This window comes from Streptococcus sp. FDAARGOS_520 (assembly GCF_003812685.1).
In the GTDB taxonomy this organism is placed as follows: domain Bacteria; phylum Bacillota; class Bacilli; order Lactobacillales; family Streptococcaceae; genus Streptococcus; species Streptococcus agalactiae.
Genome location: NZ_CP033810.1, coordinates 479,229 through 501,803, shown reverse-complemented (window position 1 = coordinate 501,803; position 22,575 = coordinate 479,229). Strand labels below are relative to the sequence as shown.

Annotated in this window: 19 protein-coding genes; 15 read left to right on the top strand and 4 right to left on the bottom strand. The window is 36.0% G+C overall.

The genetic code is table 11. The features are described from left to right. The first annotated feature begins 198 nt into the window (after nucleotides 1-198). The 3 genes from efp (at nucleotide 199) to nusB (ending at nucleotide 1,664) form a co-directional block, all read left to right on the top strand. Nucleotides 199-759 (top strand): elongation factor P, encoded by a 561-nt coding sequence (gene efp, locus EGX96_RS02630; protein WP_000568636.1) that lies wholly within the window; start codon nucleotides 199-201, stop codon nucleotides 757-759. Between the two features lie 88 nt (nucleotides 760-847). Beyond that, nucleotides 848-1,237, top strand: coding sequence for an Asp23/Gls24 family envelope stress response protein (locus tag EGX96_RS02625; RefSeq protein ID WP_000206139.1), 390 nt, complete (start codon nucleotides 848-850; stop codon nucleotides 1,235-1,237). Continuing rightward, a complete protein-coding gene (gene nusB, locus EGX96_RS02620; protein WP_000204940.1) occupies nucleotides 1,230-1,664 on the top strand; it encodes a transcription antitermination factor NusB in 435 nt (144 codons plus the stop codon). Before EGX96_RS02625 ends, nusB begins: the two co-directional genes overlap by 8 nt. A gap of 86 nt (nucleotides 1,665-1,750) precedes the next feature. On the opposite strand, the gene EGX96_RS02615 is transcribed toward nusB, so the two are convergent. Together EGX96_RS02615 and EGX96_RS02610 are read right to left on the bottom strand one after the other, a co-directional pair. After that, nucleotides 1,751-2,713, bottom strand: coding sequence for a LacI family DNA-binding transcriptional regulator (locus EGX96_RS02615; RefSeq protein WP_000225972.1), 963 nt, complete (start codon nucleotides 2,711-2,713; stop codon nucleotides 1,751-1,753). Between the two features lies 1 nt (nucleotide 2,714). Further along, on the bottom strand, nucleotides 2,715-4,154 hold the full coding sequence (locus tag EGX96_RS02610; RefSeq protein ID WP_001053051.1) for a sucrose-6-phosphate hydrolase: 1,440 nt from the start codon (nucleotides 4,152-4,154) through the stop codon (nucleotides 2,715-2,717). 184 nt (nucleotides 4,155-4,338) lie between these two features. Here EGX96_RS02610 and EGX96_RS02605 point away from each other — a divergent pair, with 184 nt between their 5' ends. The 11 genes from EGX96_RS02605 (at nucleotide 4,339) to aroE (ending at nucleotide 19,430) form a co-directional block, all read left to right on the top strand. Beyond that, a complete protein-coding gene (locus tag EGX96_RS02605) occupies nucleotides 4,339-6,258 on the top strand; it encodes a sucrose-specific PTS transporter subunit IIBC (RefSeq protein WP_050153218.1) in 1,920 nt (639 codons plus the stop codon). A 67-nt stretch (nucleotides 6,259-6,325) separates the two neighbouring features. Continuing rightward, nucleotides 6,326-7,207 (top strand): fructokinase ScrK, encoded by an 882-nt coding sequence (gene scrK / locus EGX96_RS02600; RefSeq protein ID WP_000164273.1) that lies wholly within the window; start codon nucleotides 6,326-6,328, stop codon nucleotides 7,205-7,207. 117 nt (nucleotides 7,208-7,324) lie between these two features. Next, entirely contained in the window at nucleotides 7,325-8,272 is a 948-nt protein-coding gene (gene manA, locus EGX96_RS02595) for a mannose-6-phosphate isomerase, class I (protein WP_001294263.1), read from the top strand. Nucleotides 8,273-8,380: 108 nt separating this feature from the next. Then, nucleotides 8,381-10,909, top strand: coding sequence for a preprotein translocase subunit SecA (gene secA, locus EGX96_RS02590; RefSeq protein ID WP_001284141.1), 2,529 nt, complete (start codon nucleotides 8,381-8,383; stop codon nucleotides 10,907-10,909). Between the two features lie 125 nt (nucleotides 10,910-11,034). Next, a complete protein-coding gene (locus EGX96_RS02585; RefSeq protein WP_000505724.1) occupies nucleotides 11,035-12,042 on the top strand; it encodes a 3-deoxy-7-phosphoheptulonate synthase in 1,008 nt (335 codons plus the stop codon). A gap of 24 nt (nucleotides 12,043-12,066) precedes the next feature. Next, nucleotides 12,067-12,426 (top strand): holo-ACP synthase, encoded by a 360-nt coding sequence (gene acpS, locus EGX96_RS02580; protein WP_000635015.1) that lies wholly within the window; start codon nucleotides 12,067-12,069, stop codon nucleotides 12,424-12,426. Next, nucleotides 12,423-13,523, top strand: a complete 1,101-nt coding sequence (gene alr / locus EGX96_RS02575; protein WP_000625941.1) for an alanine racemase — start codon at nucleotides 12,423-12,425, stop codon at nucleotides 13,521-13,523. Before acpS ends, alr begins: the two co-directional genes overlap by 4 nt. 92 nt (nucleotides 13,524-13,615) lie before the next feature. Next, nucleotides 13,616-15,154, top strand: a complete 1,539-nt coding sequence (locus EGX96_RS02570) for a CHAP domain-containing protein (RefSeq protein ID WP_000043255.1) — start codon at nucleotides 13,616-13,618, stop codon at nucleotides 15,152-15,154. 79 nt (nucleotides 15,155-15,233) lie between these two features. Beyond that, the gene (gene recG / locus EGX96_RS02565) at nucleotides 15,234-17,249 is read left to right on the top strand and encodes an ATP-dependent DNA helicase RecG (RefSeq protein WP_047200354.1); all 2,016 of its coding nucleotides are present in this window, start codon (nucleotides 15,234-15,236) and stop codon (nucleotides 17,247-17,249) included. Nucleotides 17,250-17,539: 290 nt separating this feature from the next. Beyond that, nucleotides 17,540-18,454, top strand: a complete 915-nt coding sequence (locus EGX96_RS02560; protein WP_000939997.1) for an aldo/keto reductase — start codon at nucleotides 17,540-17,542, stop codon at nucleotides 18,452-18,454. A gap of 97 nt (nucleotides 18,455-18,551) precedes the next feature. Next, a complete protein-coding gene (gene aroE / locus EGX96_RS02555) occupies nucleotides 18,552-19,430 on the top strand; it encodes a shikimate dehydrogenase (protein ID WP_001086864.1) in 879 nt (292 codons plus the stop codon). Nucleotides 19,431-19,464: 34 nt separating this feature from the next. Here the strand turns inward: aroE and EGX96_RS02550 are convergent, their stop codons facing one another. After that, entirely contained in the window at nucleotides 19,465-20,427 is a 963-nt protein-coding gene (locus tag EGX96_RS02550) for an asparaginase (protein WP_000723059.1), read from the bottom strand. A 68-nt stretch (nucleotides 20,428-20,495) separates the two neighbouring features. Here EGX96_RS02550 and EGX96_RS02545 point away from each other — a divergent pair, with 68 nt between their 5' ends. Further along, nucleotides 20,496-21,878: an HAD-IIB family hydrolase gene (locus EGX96_RS02545; protein WP_050153216.1), complete on the top strand. Its 1,383-nt coding sequence runs from the start codon at nucleotides 20,496-20,498 to the stop codon at nucleotides 21,876-21,878. 55 nt (nucleotides 21,879-21,933) lie between these two features. On the opposite strand, the gene EGX96_RS02540 is transcribed toward EGX96_RS02545, so the two are convergent. After that, nucleotides 21,934-22,386, bottom strand: coding sequence for a universal stress protein (locus tag EGX96_RS02540; RefSeq protein WP_000080032.1), 453 nt, complete (start codon nucleotides 22,384-22,386; stop codon nucleotides 21,934-21,936). Between the last annotated feature and the right edge of the window lie 189 nt (nucleotides 22,387-22,575).

Genomic DNA, 22,575 nt, shown 5'->3' with positions numbered 1-22,575 from the left:
CGGTATAATATTAAAACTGTTATCAAAACTGAAGTAAGAGGAAAGTGTCAAGTGCTTCAGTCTTATTTACGCCCTCTTGGTGATTTTATTTATTTATCAAGAAATCAGACACATACCAAATCAATAAACTATTTGAGAAAGCAGGTTATTTGTGATAAAATGAGTTGATAAATAATTTTTACAAAGAGGTATTAATAAATGATTGAAGCAAGTAAGCTTAAAGCAGGCATGACTTTTGAAACGGCTGATGGGAAATTAATCCGTGTTCTTGAAGCTAGCCACCACAAACCAGGTAAAGGTAACACAATCATGCGTATGAAATTGCGTGATGTTCGTACTGGTTCAACTTTTGATACAAGTTACCGTCCTGAAGAAAAATTTGAGCAAGCTATTATTGAAACTGTACCTGCTCAATACCTTTATAAGATGGATGATACAGCTTACTTCATGAATAATGAAACTTACGATCAATATGAAATTCCAACTGTTAACATTGAAAATGAATTACTCTACATTCTTGAAAACTCAGAAGTAAAAATTCAATTCTATGGAACAGAAGTTATTGGTGTTCAAATTCCAACAACTGTTGAATTGACAGTTGCTGAAACTCAACCATCAATCAAAGGTGCTACTGTAACTGGTTCAGGAAAACCTGCAACTATGGAAACAGGACTTGTTGTTAACGTTCCAGATTTTATTGAAGCTGGACAAAAGTTAGTAATCAATACAGCAGAAGGAACTTACGTTTCACGCGCCTAATGACTCTCAAAAAAGTGTTAAGTAGATTCATGATGAATTTACTCTATTAAGGAAAAACCTTAGTAAACACTAAAAGAAAGGATAAGCTATGACAACTGAAAATCTTGGAGAAATTGTCATTTCACCACGTGTACTTGAGGTAATTACAGGTATTGCTGCAACTAAAGTTGATGGTGTTCATTCGTTACGTAACAAAGCGGTAACGGATAGCCTTAGTAAGAAATCTCTAGGTAGAGGTGTCTACCTTAAAAATGAAGAAGATGATACAGTAGCTGCAGATATTTATGTTTACTTGCAGTATGGTGTAAATGTACCAGCAGTTTCAATTGCTATTCAACAAGCTGTCAAAACAGCTGTATATGACATGGCAGAAGTAAAAATTTCTTCGGTCAATATCCATGTTGAAGGTATTGTTCCAGAGAAAACACCAAAACCAGACTTGAAGTCATTGTTTGATGAGGATTTCTTAGATGACTAGTGTATTTAAAGATTCAAGACGTGATTTACGTGAACGTGCTTTTCAAACACTATTTAGCTTAGAAACTGGTGGAGAGTTTATTGATGCGGCTCACTTTGCTTATGGTTATGATAAAACAGTATCTGAAGACAAAGTTTTAGAGGTTCCAATCTTTTTACTTAATCTTGTTAATGGTGTTGTAGATCACAAAGATGAATTAGATACTTTGATTTCTAGTCACTTAAAATCAGGATGGAGCTTAGAACGTCTAACATTGGTTGATAAATCTCTCTTACGCTTAGGCCTCTATGAAATTAAATATTTTGATGAAACGCCTGATCGTGTAGCTCTAAATGAGATTATCGAGATTGCTAAAAAATATTCAGATGAGACGTCAGCAAAATTTGTCAATGGTTTATTAAGTCAATTTATAACAAATGAAAATTAAAAATGTGGAAGAATCTTCTTCCACATTTTTAATTTGCTTTGAAAAATAACTATCGGTACTAAAAATTATTTCATAAATATGATTTCCTAAACGCTACTACCAGGGATGAGACTGACTGGTAAAATATAATCCTTATTTGTCTTTTGCCCCTCAATCTTAGCTAGGAGTATCTCAACCATCAATTGCGCAATTTCTCGAATAGGTTGTTTAATAGTGGTTAGATGTGGGACGTAATCTTGAATGAAACTTGTACCATCATATCCAATCACTTTGATATCTTCTGGAATGGACAACCCTAGTTGGCTGATAAGTTTGATTACTAATAAAGCAGTTAAGTCGTCTGATGTAAAAATACCATCTGGTTTGTGAGTCGAGATAATTGATTTTAATTCCATCTCACGTCTCATGTTAGATAGCCCATTTGTGACTGTGATAACTTTGGATTCCTTTGATTCATAGGAAAAACCTAGCCGCCTAAGTCCAGTAGGAGAATCTGAATTATCATTCCCTGTAATCATAATCATCTTTTGACAGCCATGTTTTTTAAGGGTTTGAGCAGCCATTTTTCCTCCAAAGAAATTATCAGATGAGACGATAGGGATGTGTGGAGCTAAATTTCTATCGAATGCTACTATGGGAGCCTCAACTTTCTCGTAATCATCAATTCCTAGGTTGTGACTACTTGAAATGATACCGTCTACTTGATTTGCTCCTAGCATTTCGAGGTATTCTTTTTCTTTGATAGGATCCTTTTCACTATTACATAAGATAGTTTTATAACCATGCTTAAACAACTCAATTTCAAGGTGTTCAATTAATTCAGCGTAAAAAATGTTACGGATGTTGGGGAAAATGAGTCCAATTAATTTAGCGGACTTTCCCTGTAAGCTACGTGCTAAATTATTAGGTTTATAACCAAGGGTTCTCATGGCTTCATTGACTTTGGTGACTGTTTTTTGAGATAAATAGCCTTTTTTGTTAATAACGCGTGATACAGTCGTTGGGCTAACACCGGCAAGTGCAGCAACATCTGTTAATTTTGCAACCATATTAATATTTTAATTCAAAATATTTACCATGAACGTGCCCTTCTTTTAGTTGAATCCCTGATTGTTCTGCATCTGGAAAGACTCGTCCCGTAAATACTTTTTCTCCTTTATTTATAAAGATTTCAAAGATGGACTTATCGATAAAAATATTGATACTAGTAGCATCTTTTGGAATGTCACACTGGCGACTAGTACCAAATTCTGTGGCGTACTGCTGTCCGGCTTGTGAGCGGTCAATGATAACTTTCCCCTTTACAGTATCAATAGTAATGGATAGTCCTTGTCCTTTCGGATTAGCAAAGAGAACAAATGAAGAAAGATCATTTCTAGGAACCAGTAATTCTAATTCATAGGTGTTGTTAGTTTGAAGTTGTGTTTTAAATTCTGCTTGATGTTGACGAAGATTTTTCATAGCAGGAACGGGATATTGATAAAGGTTCCCATTTTTTATGCTTAACTCTTTAACTAAACTCATAGCTCCTTGATAATCAAATTGATCGCTAGGATAATCAATATCTGGCAAGCCTATCCAACTCACGATAAAGGCACGACCATCAGAAGTGTTAAATCCTTGAGTAGCATAGGCTTCAAAACCATAATCTAAATTATAGATAGGGGATGGTTCAACTATCTTAGATGAGTTAGCATCGAAATATTGTCCGATTTTGTAGGTATTTGGATAAATGTTTTGGTAGTCCAATTCGTTTTTATCTAGTCCTTGAGGACTATAAAGTAATACAGGTTTTCCTTTGACAAAAATAATATTTGGACATTCAATCATATACTCAGATCCAGTACCACCAAAATCTAAATCTCCCACAAACTCCCAATGATGGATGTCATTATTAAGTGCTTTATATAATTTAATGAATCCGCATTTTTTACTATTTTGCGCCCCGATAACAGCATAGAATTGATTATCATAATTGAAAATCTGAGGGTCACGAAAATGCTCAGTGACATCATTTGGTTGTGAAATAAGGACTTTATCAAATTTTGTAATCTTGCCATCATTTGTCATCCATGCTCCAATTTGGCGGGGGTCACGGTTCCATTTCATGTCACGGACATTACCAGTATAAAAAAGAAAAAGCTTATCGTCAATGGCTAATGCAGAACCGGAGTATGCACCATGGCTATCATTGACATGGTCAGGTTTAAGCTTGATTCCTGTTTCTTTGAAATGAACTAAATCATCTGATTCTGTATGTACCCATTGTTTTAAACCATGTGCAGCTCCAAAGGGCCAATTTTGGTAAAAAAGATGGAATTTTCCATTAAAGTAAGAGAAGCCATTTGGGTCATTTAAAAGCCCTGTTTTAGCTTCTAAGTGATAAGTTGCTCTCCAAGGGGATTTTGAGACATTCTTTACAATATTTTCCTTATCTTCTTCAGTCCATTCATCATAAGGACGATAGCGGATTTCAGTGGGTAAATTCATTTGATACTCCTTGACTGTCTTAATATCTAATAACTATATAGTAAACGTTTTCTCTTTTGAAATCAACACTTTATATCGAAAAATATTATTTTATGTCAAACGCTTGACATATATTTATGAGACGTGCTAGAATATTAGAGTAAATAAAATGAAACGCTTTCAAAATATCAAAGGAGATTTATAGATGGCTTCAAATACAGAAATTGCTAAACAAGTCATTAATGCGATTGGTGGTGCTAGTAATGTGCGTAGCGTAGCACACTGTGCCACTCGTCTTCGCGTTATGGTAAAAGATGAGACAGTCATTGATAAAAATACTGTTGAAAATATCGAAAAAGTTCAGGGAGCATTTTTCAATTCAGGTCAATATCAAATTATTTTTGGAACTGGTACTGTTAATAAGATTTATGATGAAGTAGTGGCTCAAGGTTTGCCAACTTCGTCAACCTCTGATCAAAAGGCAGAAGCAGCTAAACAAGGGAATGCTTTCCAACGAGCTATTCGTACTTTCGGTGATGTTTTTGTTCCATTGTTGCCAGCCATTGTTGCTACTGGTTTATTTATGGGGATTCGCGGTGCGATTAATAATGATACAGTTTTAGCTTTATTTGGGACGACTTCAAAAGCATTTTCAAGTTCTAATTTTTATACCTATACTGTCGTTTTGACTGACACGGCCTTTGCTTTTTTTCCTGCCTTGATTTCTTGGTCAGCTTTTAGAGTTTTTGGTGGAAATCCTGTTATCGGTCTCGTATTAGGATTGATGATGGTCAACTCTGCCCTTCCAAACGCTTGGGCAGTGGCCTCAGGTGATGCCCATCCCATAAAATTTTTCGGTTTTATTCCAGTAGTTGGTTATCAAAATTCAGTATTGCCGGCATTCTTTGTAGGTTTACTTGGTGCTAAACTTGAAAAATGGTTGCATAAGAAAATCCCAGATGTTCTTGATTTACTATTAGTGCCGTTCCTAACTTTTACAGTTATGTCAATTTTAGCACTTTTTGTCATTGGTCCTATTTTCCATTCAGTTGAAAACTATGTTTTAGCAGGGACAAAATTTGTCCTTAATTTACCTCTTGGCCTGTCAGGTCTTATTTTAGGTGGTGTTCATCAGATAATCGTTGTTACAGGTGTTCATCATATCTTTAATTTACTTGAAGCTCAGTTAATTGCTGCTGATGGGAAAGATCCATTTAATGCTATTATTACAGCTGCTATGACAGCACAAGCAGGTGCCACTTTGGCAGTTGGTGTTAAAACAAAAAATAAAAAATTAAAAGCCCTTGCTTTTCCGGCAGCGCTTTCAGCTGGACTTGGTATTACAGAACCGGCTATATTTGGAGTAAACTTACGTTTTGGTAAGCCATTTATTATGGGATTAATTGCAGGAGCAGCAGGTGGCTGGTTAGCTTCAATATTGAAATTAGCAGGAACTGGTTTTGGTATTACCATTATCCCAGGAACATTACTTTATTTAAATGGTCAAATTGTTAAGTACCTTATTATGGTAATTGGAACTACGTCTTTGGCTTTTGTATTAACTTATATGTTTGGATATGAAGATAAAGATGAAAAAGCAGTAGCTGAAGTTAGTCCTTTGGTTGAAGAAACAGATGACGATCCAACAATTACTCAAACTAGCCAATTAAGGTCAGAAACGATTGTTAGCCCTCTTGATGGACAGGTTATTGCTCTTGATACAGTAAGTGACCCAGTTTTTTCATCAGGTATTATGGGAGATGGCCTTGCTATTAAACCAAGAGGTAATACAATTTACTCACCTGTTGATGGTTTTGTCCAAATTGCTTTTGAAACAGGTCATGCTTACGGTATCAAATCAGATAAAGGTGCAGAAATTTTGATTCATATAGGTATTGATACTGTCACCATGAATGGCACAGGGTTTACTTCTAAAGTCAAGGCAGACCAAAAAGTGAAAAAAGGTGATATTCTTGGCACCTTTGATTCAGCCAAGATTGCAGAAGCAGGTCTGGATAATACAGCTATGATTATTGTGACTAATACAGCTGATTTTGCTGATGTTGTACCATTGGTAAAAGAGGGTGTTGTTACTACAGGTGACATGATTATTGATGTTAAGTGAGGATTAAAGGTTGGGATAATTATCCCAACCTTTGTCTTTGAGATAGAGATTATAGATAGGAAAAAAGATGACAAAGTTATATGGTAGTATTGAAGCAGGTGGGACAAAGTTTGTTTGTGCAGTTGGTGATGAGGAATTAAAAGTTGTAGAAAAAATGCAATTTCCAACAACGACGCCTCAAGAAACGATTAAAAAGACTGTTGATTTCTTTAAAAGATTTGAAAAGAAGTTAGAGGCAGTTGCTATTGGTTCTTTTGGTCCCATTGATATTGATAAAAAATCAAAGACATACGGTTATATCACAACGACCCCAAAGTTGCATTGGGCTAATGTTGATTTACTCGGCTTAATTTCTAAAGATTTCAATGTTCCATTTTATTTCACAACAGATGTTAATAGCTCTGCCTATGGTGAAGTTATAGCTCGTAACAATATTGATTCACTTGTTTATTACACCATTGGTACGGGAATTGGTGCAGGAGCTATACAAAAGGGTGAATTTATAGGAGGAACTGGTCATACTGAAGCAGGTCATACTTATATGGCGATGCATCCGCAGGACCAAGCAAATGATTTTAAAGGTATCTGTCCGTTTCATAATAGCTGTTTAGAAGGTTTGGCATCTGGTCCAACTCTAGAAGCTAGGACTGGTATTCGTGGTGAATTGATTGAAGAAAATTCAATGGTTTGGGATGTTCAAGCCTATTATATTGCTCAGGCTGCAATACAAGCAACTGTATTATATCGTCCACAAGTCATTGTATTTGGTGGAGGCGTCATGGCACAAGAGCACATGTTAAGACGTGTTCGCCAGACATTTGCAACTTTATTAAATGGGTATTTACCAGTTCCCGATTTGTCTGATTATATTGTGACACCAGCTATAGAAGAAAATGGTTCTGCAACGTTAGGAAATTTTGCTTTAGCAAAGAAAATATCAAAAGGTTAATAAAACCCTTAAGCCACTACTTAGTTTAGTTAGCAAATAAAAGATTAAAAAAAGTAAGCGATATGATGGATAAAATGCTATAATAGGCTTGAATTTTACAAAAGATAGGGGATTCTTATGTCGGAACCATTATTTTTAGAAGCAAGCATGCACGATAAAATCTGGGGTGGAACAAAGTTAAGGGATGAATTTGGCTATGATATTCCAAGTGAAACAACAGGAGAATATTGGGCTATTTCAGCTCATCCTAACGGTGTCTCAAGAGTTAAGAATGGTCGCTTTAAAGGTTGTTTTTTAGATAAGCTGTATCAAGGTGAAAAAAGCTTATTTGGCAACCCTGATGATACTGTCTTTCCTTTACTAACTAAAATCTTAGATGCTAATGACTGGCTTAGTGTACAGGTTCATCCGGATGATGCTTATGCTCTTAAACATGAAGGTGAACTTGGTAAAACAGAATGTTGGTATATTATTTCTGCTGATGAAGGATCTGAAATTATCTATGGTCATAATGCTAAAACTAAAGAAGAACTTCGCCAAATGATTGAATCTGGAGATTGGGAACATCTTTTAACCCGAATTCCTGTTAAATCAGGGGATTTTTACTACGTTCCAAGTGGGACAATGCATGCTATAGGTAAAGGGATATTAATTTTAGAAACACAGCAATCTAGTGATACTACTTATCGTGTTTATGATTTTGATCGTCCAGATGCTTCAGGAAAATTACGTGATTTACACATTGAACAATCAATAGATGTTCTCACGATTGGTAAACCTGCCAATACTGTTCCTGCCAATATGAAGTTAAAACATCTATCTTCAACTTTATTAGTTTCAAATGATTTCTTTACAGTTTATAAATGGGAAATTTCTGGTGTTACCAACTTTAAACAATTTGCACCCTACCTTTTGGTTAGTGTCTTAGACGGAGCGGGTCACATTACAGTAGATAACAAAGTTTATACACTTAAAAAAGGTGACCACTTTATCTTGCCAAATGATGTTGTCAAATGGGATATTGATGGACAGTTAGAAATTATAGCAAGTCATGTTAAAAAATAATGAGAGTGGGGATACCACTCTTTTTAATCTCGATTAAAACGACCATTTATTGAAAGACAACATTATTTATGGTAAAATGTGGTGATAAGAGTATCGAAAGGAATTAGAATGGCAAATATTCTACGCACTGTTATTGAAAATGACAAGGGTGAATTAAAAAAATTAGATAAAATAGCTAAGAAAGTTGACTCTTACGCAGATCATATGGCTGCGTTATCAGATGAAGCTTTACAAGCAAAAACTCCAGAATTTAAAGAACGTTATCAAAATGGTGAAACTTTAGATCAATTGTTACCGGAAGCGTTTGCGGTAGTTCGTGAAGCTTCTAAACGTGTATTAGGTTTATACCCATACCACGTCCAAATTATGGGTGGTATCGTTCTTCACCATGGTGATATTCCAGAAATGCGTACTGGTGAGGGAAAAACTTTAACAGCGACAATGCCTGTTTATCTAAATGCTATCTCAGGATTAGGTGTTCATGTTATTACTGTTAATGAGTATTTATCAACACGTGATGCGACCGAAATGGGTGAGGTTTATAGTTGGCTTGGATTATCTGTAGGGATTAACTTAGCAGCTAAGTCACCATTTGAAAAACGCGAAGCTTACAATTGTGATATCACATACTCAACTAACGCAGAAGTCGGATTTGACTACCTTCGAGACAATATGGTTGTTCGCCAAGAAGATATGGTGCAACGCCCACTCAACTATGCTTTGGTTGATGAGGTTGACTCTGTATTAATCGATGAAGCTAGGACGCCATTGATTGTTTCAGGTCCTGTAAGCTCTGAGATGAACCAACTGTATACACGTGCGGACATGTTTGTAAAAACGCTTAATAGCGATGATTATATCATTGATGTTCCAACAAAAACAATTGGTTTATCAGATACAGGTATTGACAAGGCTGAAAACTATTTCCATCTAAATAACTTGTATGATCTCGAAAATGTTGCCTTAACTCACTACATTGATAACGCTCTTCGAGCTAACTATATTATGTTGTTAAATATTGATTATGTGGTTAGTGAAGAACAAGAGATTTTAATTGTGGACCAATTTACCGGTCGTACGATGGAAGGACGTCGTTTCTCAGATGGCTTACACCAAGCTATTGAAGCAAAAGAGTCAGTGCCAATCCAAGAAGAATCAAAAACGAGCGCTTCAATTACTTACCAAAATATGTTCCGTATGTACCATAAATTAGCAGGAATGACTGGTACTGGTAAGACTGAGGAAGAAGAGTTTCGTGAAATTTATAATATGCGCGTTATTCCTATCCCAACAAATCGTCCTGTTCAACGTATAGATCATTCAGATCTACTTTATCCAACTCTTGACTCTAAATTTAGAGCGGTGGTAGCAGATGTCAAAGAACGTTATGAACAAGGACAACCTGTACTGGTTGGTACAGTAGCTGTTGAAACGTCAGACTTAATTTCTAGAAAATTAGTTGCTGCTGGAGTACCACATGAAGTTTTGAATGCTAAAAATCACTTTAAAGAAGCTCAAATCATTATGAATGCTGGGCAACGTGGTGCTGTTACAATCGCAACCAACATGGCTGGTCGTGGTACTGATATCAAGCTTGGTGAAGGGGTTCGTGAACTTGGTGGTTTATGTGTTATTGGTACAGAGCGTCATGAAAGCCGTCGTATTGATAACCAGCTTCGTGGTCGTTCGGGTCGTCAAGGAGATCCAGGTGAATCACAATTCTATCTTTCGTTAGAAGATGATTTGATGCGTCGCTTTGGTACAGATCGTATTAAAGTGGTTCTTGAGCGAATGAATTTAGCTGAAGATGATACAGTTATTAAATCAAAAATGTTGACACGACAAGTTGAATCAGCTCAACGCCGCGTTGAAGGTAATAACTATGACACACGTAAACAAGTCTTGCAATACGATGATGTTATGCGTGAACAACGTGAGATTATTTATGCTAACCGTAGAGAAGTGATTACTGCTGAGCGTGATTTAGGACCAGAGCTCAAAGGGATGATTAAACGTACGATTAAAAGAGCAGTTGATGCACATAGCAGAAGCGATAAAAATACTGCAGCAGAAGCTATTGTTAATTTTGCAAGATCGGCGTTATTAGATGAAGAAGCTATCACAGTTTCAGAACTTCGTGGTCTAAAAGAGGCTGAAATTAAAGAACTTCTTTATGAACGTGCCTTAGCTGTTTATGAGCAACAAATTGCTAAATTAAAAGATCCAGAAGCTATTATCGAATTCCAAAAAGTCTTAATCTTGATGGTAGTGGATAATCAATGGACAGAGCATATTGATGCCTTAGATCAATTACGTAACTCCGTTGGACTTCGTGGTTATGCTCAAAATAACCCAATCGTTGAGTATCAATCAGAAGGTTTCCGTATGTTCCAAGATATGATTGGTTCGATTGAGTTTGATGTGACACGTACATTGATGAAAGCTCAAATTCATGAACAAGAGCGTGAACGTGCTTCTCAACATGCTACGACAACAGCAGAGCAAAATATCTCGGCACAACATGTACCTATGAATAATGAATCACCAGAATACCAAGGGATTAAACGTAATGATAAATGTCCTTGTGGCTCTGGCATGAAGTTTAAAAATTGTCATGGTCTGAGATGTTTACAATAACAATGATTTTAAAATAAAAATAAAACAGTCTGAGAAGACTGTTTTATCATTACTTGTCTAATAGTATGACGACTATATTGTATAGCAGAGCTTATTAATAGACTTAGGTTGTATTAGGAAAAAACATGGGATTTCATCAGTTAAGTGATAAAATTAATATTGAAATATTGAAGCAGAAAACTAGCTTAGATCTAGAAGTTAGCCAAAAAAAATTAGCCAAAGAAGAAGAGTTAAAAAATATCATAAAAGGTGAGGATCAGCGGTTTCTAGTAATAGTAGGTCCTTGTTCTGCGGATAATCCAAAGGCGGTGCTAACTTATGCAAAGCGTTTAGCTAAATTGGAAGCTGCCTTTAAAGATAAAATGTTTTTGGTTATGAGAGTTTATACCGCTAAGCCAAGAACGAATGGTGATGGTTATAAAGGCTTAGTTCACCATTCTGACAAACTAGGAGTTTTTTTTCAAGCACGTAAGATGCACTATGACATCATTCGAGAGACTGGACTCCTGACAGCTGATGAATTACTTTATCCAGAGATGTTATCAGTGATGGATGATTTAGTTTCTTACTATGCTATTGGTGCGCGTTCAGTGGAAGATCAGGGACACCGTTTTATATCTTCAGGTATAGATGCACCAGTAGGTATGAAAAATCCAACGTCTGGTAATTTAAGAGTCATGTTTAATGCGGTCTATGCAGCACAAAATCAACAGGAATTATTCTATCAAAATAAGCAAGTTAGAACAGATGGTAATTTGCTGTCACATGTTATTTTGAGAGGATATCATAATGCCGACTATCGAAGTATCCCTAATTATCATTATGAAAACCTTTTAGAAACTATTACTCATTATGAAGAGACTGATTTGCAAAATCCCTTTATTGTTGTTGATACAAATCATGACAATTCAGGTAAGCAATTTTTAGAACAAATTCGCATTGTGAAATCAGTACTTGCAGACCGACAGTGGCATACTAAAATTAGAAACTATGTTCGTGGTTTTTTGATAGAATCTTATTTAGAAGATGGAAGACAAGATAAACCAGATGTTTTTGGTAAGTCTATCACAGATCCATGTCTAGGTTGGGATAAAACAGAAATGCTAATTAGGGATATTTACAATAGTTTGTAAGTATCGAACTTATAGGAGTTACACATGATTGTTGGACACGGAATTGATTTACAAGAGATAGAGGCGATTACTAAAGCATATGAGCGTAATCAACGTTTTGCAGAACGCGTTTTGACCGAACAAGAATTGCTTCTTTTTAAAGGAATTTCCAATCCCAAGCGTCAGATGTCTTTTTTAACAGGGCGATGGGCAGCAAAAGAGGCTTATAGCAAAGCACTTGGAACAGGAATTGGGAAAGTTAATTTTCATGATATCGAAATTTTATCGGATGATAAAGGAGCGCCTTTGATTACAAAAGAACCGTTTAATGGAAAATCTTTTGTTTCAATATCTCATAGTGGTAATTATGCACAAGCTAGTGTTATTTTGGAGGAAGAAAAATGATTTCAAGTTATCATAGACCAACCAGAGCCTTGATAGATTTAGAGGCGATTGCAAATAACGTTAAATCTGTACAAGAGCACATTCCAAGTGATAAAAAAACATTTGCTGTAGTTAAGGCTAATGCTTATGGGCATGGTGCTGTTGAAGTTTCAAAATACATTGAGTCTATTGTAGATGGTTTTTGCGTATCCAATTTAGATGAGGCTATTGAGCTACGTCAAGCAGGAATTGTAAAAATGATATTGGTATTAGGTGTTGTTATGCCTGAGCAGGTTATACTAGCCAAAAATGAAAATATTACTCTAACAGTTGCTAGCTTGGAGTGGTTACGTTTATGTCAGACATCAGCAGTAGATTTATCTGGTCTAGAAGTACATATCAAAGTTGATAGTGGAATGGGACGTATAGGTGTTCGCCAGTTAGATGAAGGAAATAAGCTAATTTCTGAATTGGGGGAAAGTGGTGCCTCTGTCAAGGGGATTTTCACCCATTTTGCAACAGCTGATGAAGCCGATAACTGTAAATTCAATCAACAACTTACTTTTTTTAAAGACTTTATTTCAGGATTAGATAATTGTCCGGACCTTGTTCATGCTAGTAATTCTGCTACAAGCCTTTGGCATAGTGAGACAATTTTTAATGCCGTTAGATTGGGTGTTGTTATGTACGGCTTAAATCCAAGTGGAACTGATTTAGACTTACCTTACCCTATAAACCCTGCTTTAAGTTTAGAGTCTGAGCTAGTACATGTTAAACAACTACACGATGGTTCTCAAGTTGGCTATGGCGCAACCTATCAAGTTACTGGAGACGAATTTGTTGGAACAGTACCGATTGGCTACGCTGATGGATGGACACGAGATATGCAAGGATTTTCAGTTATAGTAAATGGAGAACTTTGTGAAATTATTGGGCGTGTCTCGATGGATCAAATGACTATCCGTTTACCTCAAAAATATACTATCGGAACTAAAGTAACCTTGATTGGTCAACAAGGTAGTTGTAACATTACAACTACGGACGTCGCTCAAAAAAGACAGACGATTAATTATGAAGTACTTTGTCTTTTAAGCGATCGTATTCCGAGATATTATTAAAAACAAATGACACAGTAGTTAACTGTTTTAAAAAATTTAAAAATATGTTAAACTAATCAGTGACAATTTTTATAGAAGGAAATCATTAGTATATGTCAAAACAAAAAGTAATGGCAACTTTGTTGTTATCCACTTTAGTCTTATCGCTATCATCACCTTTAGTGACCTTAGCAGAAACTATTAATCCAGAAACAAGCCTGACAATGGCAACAGCATCAACAGAAAGTTCTTCTGAAGCAGAGAAACAGGAAAAAACACAACCTACAGATTCAGAAACTGCTTCACCTTCAGCCGAAGGAAGTATCTCAACAGAAAAAACAGAGATTGGTACGACAGAGACATCATCAAGCAATGAATCATCATCAAGTTCATCACATCAATCTTCTTCCAACGAAGATGCTAAAACATCTGATTCTGCTTCAACAGCATCTACTCCTAGCACTAATACTACAAACAGTAGTCAAGCAGACAGTAAGCCAGGTCAATCAACAAAGACTGAATTAAAACCTGAGCCTACCTTACCATTAGTAGAGCCTAAAATAACTCCCGCTCCGTCTCAGATAGAAAGTGTTCAGACAAATCAGAATGCTTCTGTTCCTGCTTTATCCTTTGATGATAACTTATTATCAACACCGATTTCACCAGTGACAGCAACGCCATTCTACGTAGAACACTGGTCTGGTCAGGATGCCTACTCTCACTATTTATTGTCACATCGTTACGGTATCAAAGCTGAACAATTAGATGGGTACTTAAAATCTTTAGGGATTCAATATGATTCTAATCGTATCAATGGTGCTAAGTTATTACAATGGGAAAAAGATAGTGGTTTAGATGTCCGTGCTATTGTAGCTATTGCTGTCCTTGAAAGTTCATTGGGAACTCAAGGAGTGGCTAAGATGCCAGGTGCTAATATGTTTGGTTATGGTGCCTTTGATCATGACTCTAGCCATGCTAGTGCTTATAATGATGAAGAAGCAATTATGTTGTTGACAAAAAATACAATTATTAAAAACAACAACTCTAGCTTTGAAATCCAAGATTTGAAAGCACAGAAATTATCTTCTGGACAACTTAATACAGTTACTGAGGGTGGTGTTTATTATACAGATAACTCTGGAACTGGTAAACGTCGTGCCCAGATTATGGAAGATTTAGACCGCTGGATTGATCAACATGGAGGGACACCAGAAATTCCTGCTGCCTTGAAAGCTTTATCGACAGCAAGTTTAGCAGATTTACCAAGTGGTTTTAGCTTATCAACAGCAGTTAACACAGCTAGCTATATTGCATCAACTTATCCATGGGGTGAATGTACATGGTATGTCTTTAACCGCGCTAAAGAGTTAGGTTATACATTTGATCCATTTATGGGTAATGGTGGAGATTGGCAACATAAGGCTGGTTTTGAAACAACACATTCACCAAAAGTAGGCTATGCTGTATCATTTTCACCAGGACAAGCTGGTGCTGATGGCACTTACGGTCACGTAGCTATTGTTGAAGAAGTTAAAAAAGATGGTTCAGTTCTTATTTCAGAATCTAATGCAATGGGACGTGGTATTGTCTCTTACCGTACTTTTAGTTCAGCACAAGCTGCACAATTAACTTATGTTATTGGCCATAAATAATTAGACATAATAAAGGCGCTCTTGAGGCGCCTTTTTGGTGATCTTTTAGTATAATAAAAGATATTAGAAGGAGAATCTTATGCTATTACAATCACCAATTTCTAATCTTAAGGGATTTGGACCAAAATCAGCAGAAAAATTTCAGAAATTAGATATTTATACAGTAGAAGATTTACTTCTTTATTATCCGTTTCGCTATGAAGATTTTAAATCAAAATCTGTTTTTGATTTAGTGGATGGTGAAAAAGCAGTCATTACAGGCCTAGTCGTTACTCCAGCTAATGTACAATATTATGGTTTTAAACGTAACCGTTTAAGTTTTAAGTTGCGTCAAGGGGAAGCTGTCTTAAATGTTAGTTTTTTTAATCAACCCTATTTAGCTGATAAAATAGAACTTGGTCAAGAGGTAGCTGTCTTTGGTAAATGGGATGCAACTAAATCAGCTATTACTGGGATGAAGGTTTTAGCTCAAGTTGAAGATGACATGCAACCTGTTTATCGCGTAGCTCAGGGAATTTCACAGTCTACTTTGATTAAAGCTATTAAGTCAGCTTTTGAAATCAGTGCGCATTTGGAATTGAAGGAAAATTTACCAGCTACTTTATTGGAAAAATACCGATTGATGGGTCGTAGTCAGGCTTGTTTAGCTATGCATTTCCCAAAAGATATCACAGAGTATAAGCAAGCGCTCCGTCGGATTAAATTTGAAGAATTATTTTACTTTCAAATGAACCTTCAAGTTTTGAAATCCGAAAATAAATCTGAAACAAATGGTTTGCCTATTCTTTATAGTAAACATGCTATGGAGACAAAAATTTCCTCTTTACCTTTTATTCTAACGAATGCTCAAAAGCGCTCTTTAGATGAAATATTATCTGATATGTCATCGGGAGCTCATATGAATCGTTTATTGCAAGGAGATGTAGGATCAGGAAAGACAGTCATTGCTGGTCTATCAATGTATGCAGCTTATACAGCAGGTTTTCAATCGGCTTTGATGGTTCCAACGGAAATCCTAGCTGAACAACACTACATTAGTCTGCAAGAGTTATTTCCAGATTTATCAATCGCTATATTAACTTCGGGTATGAAAGCAGCTGTTAAGCGTACGGTTTTAGCAACTATTGCAAATGGCTCGGTTGATATGATTGTAGGAACTCATGCTCTTATCCAGGACTCGGTACAGTACCATAAACTGGGGCTTGTAATTACAGACGAGCAACATCGTTTTGGTGTTAAACAGCGTAGAATTTTCCGTGAAAAGGGAGAAAATCCTGATGTTTTAATGATGACAGCCACCCCAATTCCCCGAACTCTAGCAATCACAGCTTTTGGAGAAATGGATGTTTCTATTATTGATGAATTACCTGCCGGTCGTAAACCTATTATTACACGCTGGGTGAAACACGAGCAGCTAGGTACTGTGTTGGAATGGGTAAAAGGTGAATTGCAAAAAGATGCTCAAGTGTATGTCATTTCACCGTTGATTGAAGAGTCAGAAGCTTTAGATTTAAAGAATGCAGTAGCATTGCATGCTGAATTATCTACTTATTTTGAAGGAATTGCTAAGGTTGCTCTTGTACATGGACGTATGAAAAATGATGAAAAAGATGCTATAATGCAAGATTTCAAGGATAAAAAAAGTCATATTTTAGTATCTACAACAGTTATTGAAGTAGGGGTAAATGTCCCAAATGCAACGATCATGATTATTATGGATGCCGATCGTTTTGGATTAAGCCAGCTACATCAACTTCGTGGGCGTGTTGGTCGTGGATATAAACAATCATACGCTGTTTTAGTGGCTAATCCCAAAACTGATTCTGGGAAAAAACGAATGACAATCATGACAGAAACGACAGATGGTTTCGTTTTAGCTGAGTCGGATTTAAAAATGCGTGGTTCTGGTGAAATCTTTGGTACTCGTCAGTCTGGAATTCCAGAATTTCAAGTAGCTGATATCGTTGAGGATTATCCTATTTTAGAAGAAGCCAGACGTGTTGCTAGTGATATTGTCAAAGATAATAATTGGAAAGAAAATACAGAATGGGCACTTATTCTAGATAATTTACGCCAACATTCAGATTTTGATTAAGTTTCTATTAAGGCTGTGCTAAGCTCAGTTTAAGCTTGCTGTCATATGATATTCCTATCACAGATGTGGAGGTATGTTATGACAATAATGATTACTGTAATTTATAATAGTACTTTTCAGAATAGATTTTTCTTACCGACTTATTTAGTCAATAATGAGTATCAGAAAAAAAGTTGAGTTAAATTTACTCAGCTTTTTGCATTTGTAATAGTAAGCCTTTTCATAGAAATTTTGTTATAATGAATTGATTAATCTTTCTGTTAATACAAACAGATTAGAATGGGGTGCATATGTTACAAAACATTGGACAAACAGGCATTCAAGCAACTCGAATTGCTTTAGGTTGTATGAGAATGAGTGACTTGAAAGGAAAACAAGCTGAAGAAGTAGTTGGAACAGCATTAGATTTGGGTATTAATTTTTTTGATCATGCTGATATTTATGGGGGAGGGCTATCTGAATTACGCTTTCGAGATGCAATCAAACATTTAAATGTCAATCGTGACAAAATGATTATTCAATCTAAATGTGGGATACGAGAAGGTTACTTTGATTTTTCTAAAGAGTATATTTTATCATCAGTAGATGGTATTTTAGAAAGATTAGGGACAGAATATTTAGATTTTCTCATTCTTCATCGTCCAGATGTATTAGTTGAGCCTGAAGAAGTAGCAGAAGCATTTACCAAACTGAGGGCAGAAGGTAAAGTAAAACACTTTGGTGTTAGCAATCAAAACCGGTTTCAAATGGAGTTGTTACAATCCTACCTTGACGAGCCCTTAGCAGTGAATCAACTTCAGTTATCGCCAGCACATACACCAATGTTTGATGCAGGGTTAAATGTTAACATGTTAAATAAAGCTTCAATTGAACATGATGATGGCATTGTTGATTATTGTCGTCTTAAAAGAGTTACCATTCAAGCTTGGTCTCCATTTCAAATTGATTTATCTCGTGGTTTATTTGTTAATCATCCGGATTATAAGGAATTAAATGAAACCATAGCTAAACTGGCAAAAAACTACAATGTTAGCAGCGAAGCTATTGTGATTGCATGGATTTTACGTCATCCTGCCAAAATGCAGGCGATTGTTGGTTCAATGAATCCATCTCGTTTAAAGGCGATTGATAAGGCTAATGATATCGCTTTAACCCGTAAAGAATGGTATGATATTTACCGTAGTGCAGGTAATATATTGCCTTAAACTAAGGGAGAGAGTATAAATTACATACTCTCTTTTTAATTGAGTCAGTTTTTGGTAAAATGAACTGAAATAAATTGTTAAGAAAGAAGGTTATACAATGAATTCATTAAATGGGGAAACTTTACTAACTGGTCTAATTGCCAATCCTGCACGCCACTCTCTATCCCCGTTAATGTGGAATACCTCTTTTCAAGAAAAAAACATGAATTATGCCTATCTGACATTTGAAGTAGAAGAGGGTAAATTAACAGAAGCTGTTCGAGGTGTCAGGGCATTGGGTATTCGTGGTGTTAATGTTTCAATGCCATTTAAACAGAGTGTTATCCCTTTGCTAGATGATTTATCTCCTCAAGCTAAATTAGTGGGTGCTGTAAATACTATCGTTAATCAAGGTGGAACCGGACGTTTAGTAGGCCATATGACAGATGGCATTGGTTGTTTTAAAGCTTTAGCAGCTCAAGGTTTCAGTGCTAAAAATAAAATAATTACAATAGCTGGTATTGGTGGTTCAGGTAAAGCAGTTGCAGTTCAAGCAGCTATGGAGGGAGTTGCGGAAATTAGATTATTTAATCGTAACAGCTCAAATTACGATAAGGTCATTGACTTATCAGATAAAATTAAAAAACAGTTTCAAATAAAGGTAGTCGTTGATTATCTAGAAAATAAGACAGCATTTAAAGACGCTATTAGAACTAGTCATTTTTATATTGATGCTACTAGTTTAGGAATGAGGCCATTAGATAATTATAGTTTAATTAACGATCCAGAAATTTTAACACCGAATTTAGTAGTTGTCGACTTGGTTTACAAGCCTAAAGAAACAGCATTGTTACGATTTGTTAGACAAAATGGAGTGAAACATGCTTATAATGGTCTAGGGATGCTGATTTATCAAGGAGCAGAAGCATTTCAATTAATAACGAATCAAGAAATGCCTATTAGCAGTGTTGAGAGAGTATTACAAACTGAAAATTAATAAAAAACTCTAGAAATATTTCTAGAGTTTTTTATCAACCTTCAATATAGTCTTTTAGATTTTGCCCTGTGAGACCTGCATTGAGTGCAATGAGTAATTTGAGTCTGGCTTTGGGAGCGTTTAGTTCTTTAACAAACATGACACCAGATTCTTGTAATTTTGCTCCGCCACCTTCATATCCGTAAACTGGCTCAGCAATACCATTAAAACAGCGAGACACTAGAACAACAGGGACACCTTGCTCAATTAATTCTTCGATTTCTTGTGCAGCTTTTGGGGGCATATTCCCTGCACCGAGTGCTTCAATAACTAATCCGCTAATATTTTGAGAATTTAAAAAGCTAATGATACCACTATCACCCATGCCAGCATATGCTTTCACGATAGGAACAGTTCCTGTAATTTTATCTAAATCAAAACGAACTCTCTCTTCAGTTGCTTTAAAGAAAAGCAGGTCTTGTTTCATAATAATCCCAAGGGGGCCATGTGTAGGGGTTTGGAATGTCGAAACGTTTGTTGTATGTGTTTTTGTGACATATTTAGCAGCATGTATCTCATCATTCATGACAACTAGCACCCCCTTGTCGGCAGCTTTAGTACTATTAGCGACACGGAGGGCTGATAGGTAATTATAAACGCCATCGCTACCAAGTTCATTTGTGCTTCTCATAGCACCGGTAATGATGATTGGGATTTTAGGGAGTATCATTGTGTCTAAAAAATATGCTGTTTCTTCTAAAGTGTCAGTCCCATGCGTAATGACAACACCATCAAAATTACTGGCATGTTGCTTCAGATAGTGATAGATATCAAGCATATGATGAGGGGTGATTTGAGGACTGGGAAGATTTAGAAAATCTACAACAGTCAAATCAAGGTCATCTAATGATAAATCAACGTATTTCATTGGGTTATCGGCGCTGGACATGACCTGTCCCTTCTCGTTAGCATTCATGGAAATCGTTCCACCTGTGTGTAGAACAAGGATTTTTTTCATTGATTTTATACTTCTTTCAAGTTGTGATATAATTTATTTTATCATAAAAAAGAGGGGATGTTGACCCAGTGGCAATTAAGGCAGTATTTTTTGATATTGATGGTACACTTCTTAATGATCGTAAGAATGTACAAAAGTCAACAATTAAAGCAATTCGAAATTTGAAAGACCAAGGAATACTAGTCGGTTTAGCAACGGGGCGAGGTCCTAGTTTTGTACAACCTTTTTTAGAAAACCTTGGTTTAGATTTTGCTGTAACCTATAATGGTCAATATATCTATAGTAGAAGTGAAATTATTTATACCAATCAATTATCTAAGACAACTGTCTATCGTCTGATTCGTTATGCTGGAGCAAGAAGAAGAGAAATTTCATTAGGAACAGCCTCAGGATTACTCGGTTCAGGTATTATTGGTCTAGGAACTAGCCGTTTGGGGCAGATTGTATCTAGCCTTGTTCCGAGAAAATGGGCAAAAGCGATTGAACGAAGCTTTAAGCATTTTATTCGTCGGATTAAACCTCAAAATATTGATAGCCTCATGGTTATCTTACGAGAACCTATTTATCAGGTCGTTTTAGTTGCAACAGAGGGCGAATCAGAGCGAATTCAAAAACAATTTCCTCGTGTTAAATTAACAAGAAGCAGTCCTTACTCAATGGATGTCATTTCTGAAGGGCAGTCAAAAGTTAAGGGAATTGAACGTGTTGGTCAACGCTATGGTTTTGATCTATCCGAAGTGATAGCATTTGGAGATTCTGATAATGATATTGAGATGTTATCTCAAGTTGGCATTGGTGTTGCCATGGGGAACGCTAGTCAGCAAGTGAGAGAAAATGCACGTTATACAACTGCTGACAATAATGATGATAGTATCTCTAAGGCATTAGCCCATTATGGACTTATCCAATTTGAGATTGAAAAAACATTCAGTAGTCGTGACGAGAATTTCAATAAAGTAAAATCCTTCCATCTATTAATGGATGGTGAAACTATTGAAACGCCACGCTTATATGACAGTAAGGAAGCTGGTTTCAGGTCAGACTTTAAAGTAGAAGAAATCGTTGAGTTCTTGTATGCTGCTAGTCAAGGTAACCAAAAAGTATTTGACCAATCTATCCGTAATTTACACTTAGCTATTGATAAAGCAAGAGATAAGGTTATTTCTAAAGACCATCCAGAAACACCATTAGTGGGAGAAGTGGATGCCTTAACAGATTTACTTTATCTGACTTATGGCTCCTTTGTTCTTATGGGAGTCGACCCAAAACCTCTTTTTGATACAGTACATGAGGCCAATATGGGGAAAATCTTTCCAGATGGCAAAGCTCATTTTGATCCTGTTACTCATAAAATTTTAAAACCAGACGACTGGGAAGAACATTTCGCTCCTGAGCCATCAATTCGACGTGAATTAGATAGCCAAATTCAGAAATCCTTAAATCGAAAATAAAAATATCCTGAGTTAATATAACTCAGGATATTTTAGAAAGTGAGCGTATTTAAATTTACATTGTTTTATTAGGGTCACGTACAATGAGTAAATCTACTTTAGCGTGACGAAGGATGTATTCTGAGGAAGATCCGATAAGGAAACGTTCAAAGGTATTAAGACCTGTTGCACCAACCATAATCAAGTCTACTTTTTCTTTTTCTGGAATATCATGTGCAAGTAATGTTTTGGGATTACCAAATTCAATGACTTGTCTAACTTTATCTGCTCCTTTTTCACGAGCTTGTTTTTCATATTCCTCAAGGACATCTTTTGCTTCTTTTTCTAATTTTTCATAGATATAAGTATCAAATGTCGCAAAGCTTTGTAAAGCACGTGTATCTATAACATGTGTCAAGATTAATTCAGAATCATTGCGAAGAGCAACGTTAACTGCCTTTTCAAAAGCAAGTTCAGATTCTGTTGATCCATCAATAGCGACAAGGATGCGTTCATATTTTTGTGACATAAGCCTGTCCTCCTCTAAATATAACCAAAAGAGATAACCTCTTGCACTCAACTAGCCATCTTATCAGAAGGAGTGAGTGATGAGTAAGTTAGATATGTTGGTTATTCATTTTATAGCTATATTATAACGTTTTTTCTAGAAAAATGAAAGCGTTTTATGTTAGTTTTCTGAAATAGCTTAATATTAACT

Coding starts and splice junctions, on each gene's coding strand:
- efp (WP_000568636.1), top strand. CDS start 199: ATGATTGAAGCAAGTAAGCTTAAAGCAGGCATGACTTTTGAAACGGCT.
- EGX96_RS02625 (WP_000206139.1), top strand. CDS start 848: ATGACAACTGAAAATCTTGGAGAAATTGTCATTTCACCACGTGTACTT.
- nusB (WP_000204940.1), top strand. CDS start 1,230: ATGACTAGTGTATTTAAAGATTCAAGACGTGATTTACGTGAACGTGCT.
- EGX96_RS02615 (WP_000225972.1), bottom strand. CDS start 2,713: ATGGTTGCAAAATTAACAGATGTTGCTGCACTTGCCGGTGTTAGCCCA.
- EGX96_RS02610 (WP_001053051.1), bottom strand. CDS start 4,154: ATGAATTTACCCACTGAAATCCGCTATCGTCCTTATGATGAATGGACT.
- EGX96_RS02605 (WP_050153218.1), top strand. CDS start 4,339: ATGGCTTCAAATACAGAAATTGCTAAACAAGTCATTAATGCGATTGGT.
- scrK (WP_000164273.1), top strand. CDS start 6,326: ATGACAAAGTTATATGGTAGTATTGAAGCAGGTGGGACAAAGTTTGTT.
- manA (WP_001294263.1), top strand. CDS start 7,325: ATGTCGGAACCATTATTTTTAGAAGCAAGCATGCACGATAAAATCTGG.
- secA (WP_001284141.1), top strand. CDS start 8,381: ATGGCAAATATTCTACGCACTGTTATTGAAAATGACAAGGGTGAATTA.
- EGX96_RS02585 (WP_000505724.1), top strand. CDS start 11,035: ATGGGATTTCATCAGTTAAGTGATAAAATTAATATTGAAATATTGAAG.
- acpS (WP_000635015.1), top strand. CDS start 12,067: ATGATTGTTGGACACGGAATTGATTTACAAGAGATAGAGGCGATTACT.
- alr (WP_000625941.1), top strand. CDS start 12,423: ATGATTTCAAGTTATCATAGACCAACCAGAGCCTTGATAGATTTAGAG.
- EGX96_RS02570 (WP_000043255.1), top strand. CDS start 13,616: ATGTCAAAACAAAAAGTAATGGCAACTTTGTTGTTATCCACTTTAGTC.
- recG (WP_047200354.1), top strand. CDS start 15,234: ATGCTATTACAATCACCAATTTCTAATCTTAAGGGATTTGGACCAAAA.
- EGX96_RS02560 (WP_000939997.1), top strand. CDS start 17,540: ATGTTACAAAACATTGGACAAACAGGCATTCAAGCAACTCGAATTGCT.
- aroE (WP_001086864.1), top strand. CDS start 18,552: ATGAATTCATTAAATGGGGAAACTTTACTAACTGGTCTAATTGCCAAT.
- EGX96_RS02550 (WP_000723059.1), bottom strand. CDS start 20,427: ATGAAAAAAATCCTTGTTCTACACACAGGTGGAACGATTTCCATGAAT.
- EGX96_RS02540 (WP_000080032.1), bottom strand. CDS start 22,386: ATGTCACAAAAATATGAACGCATCCTTGTCGCTATTGATGGATCAACA.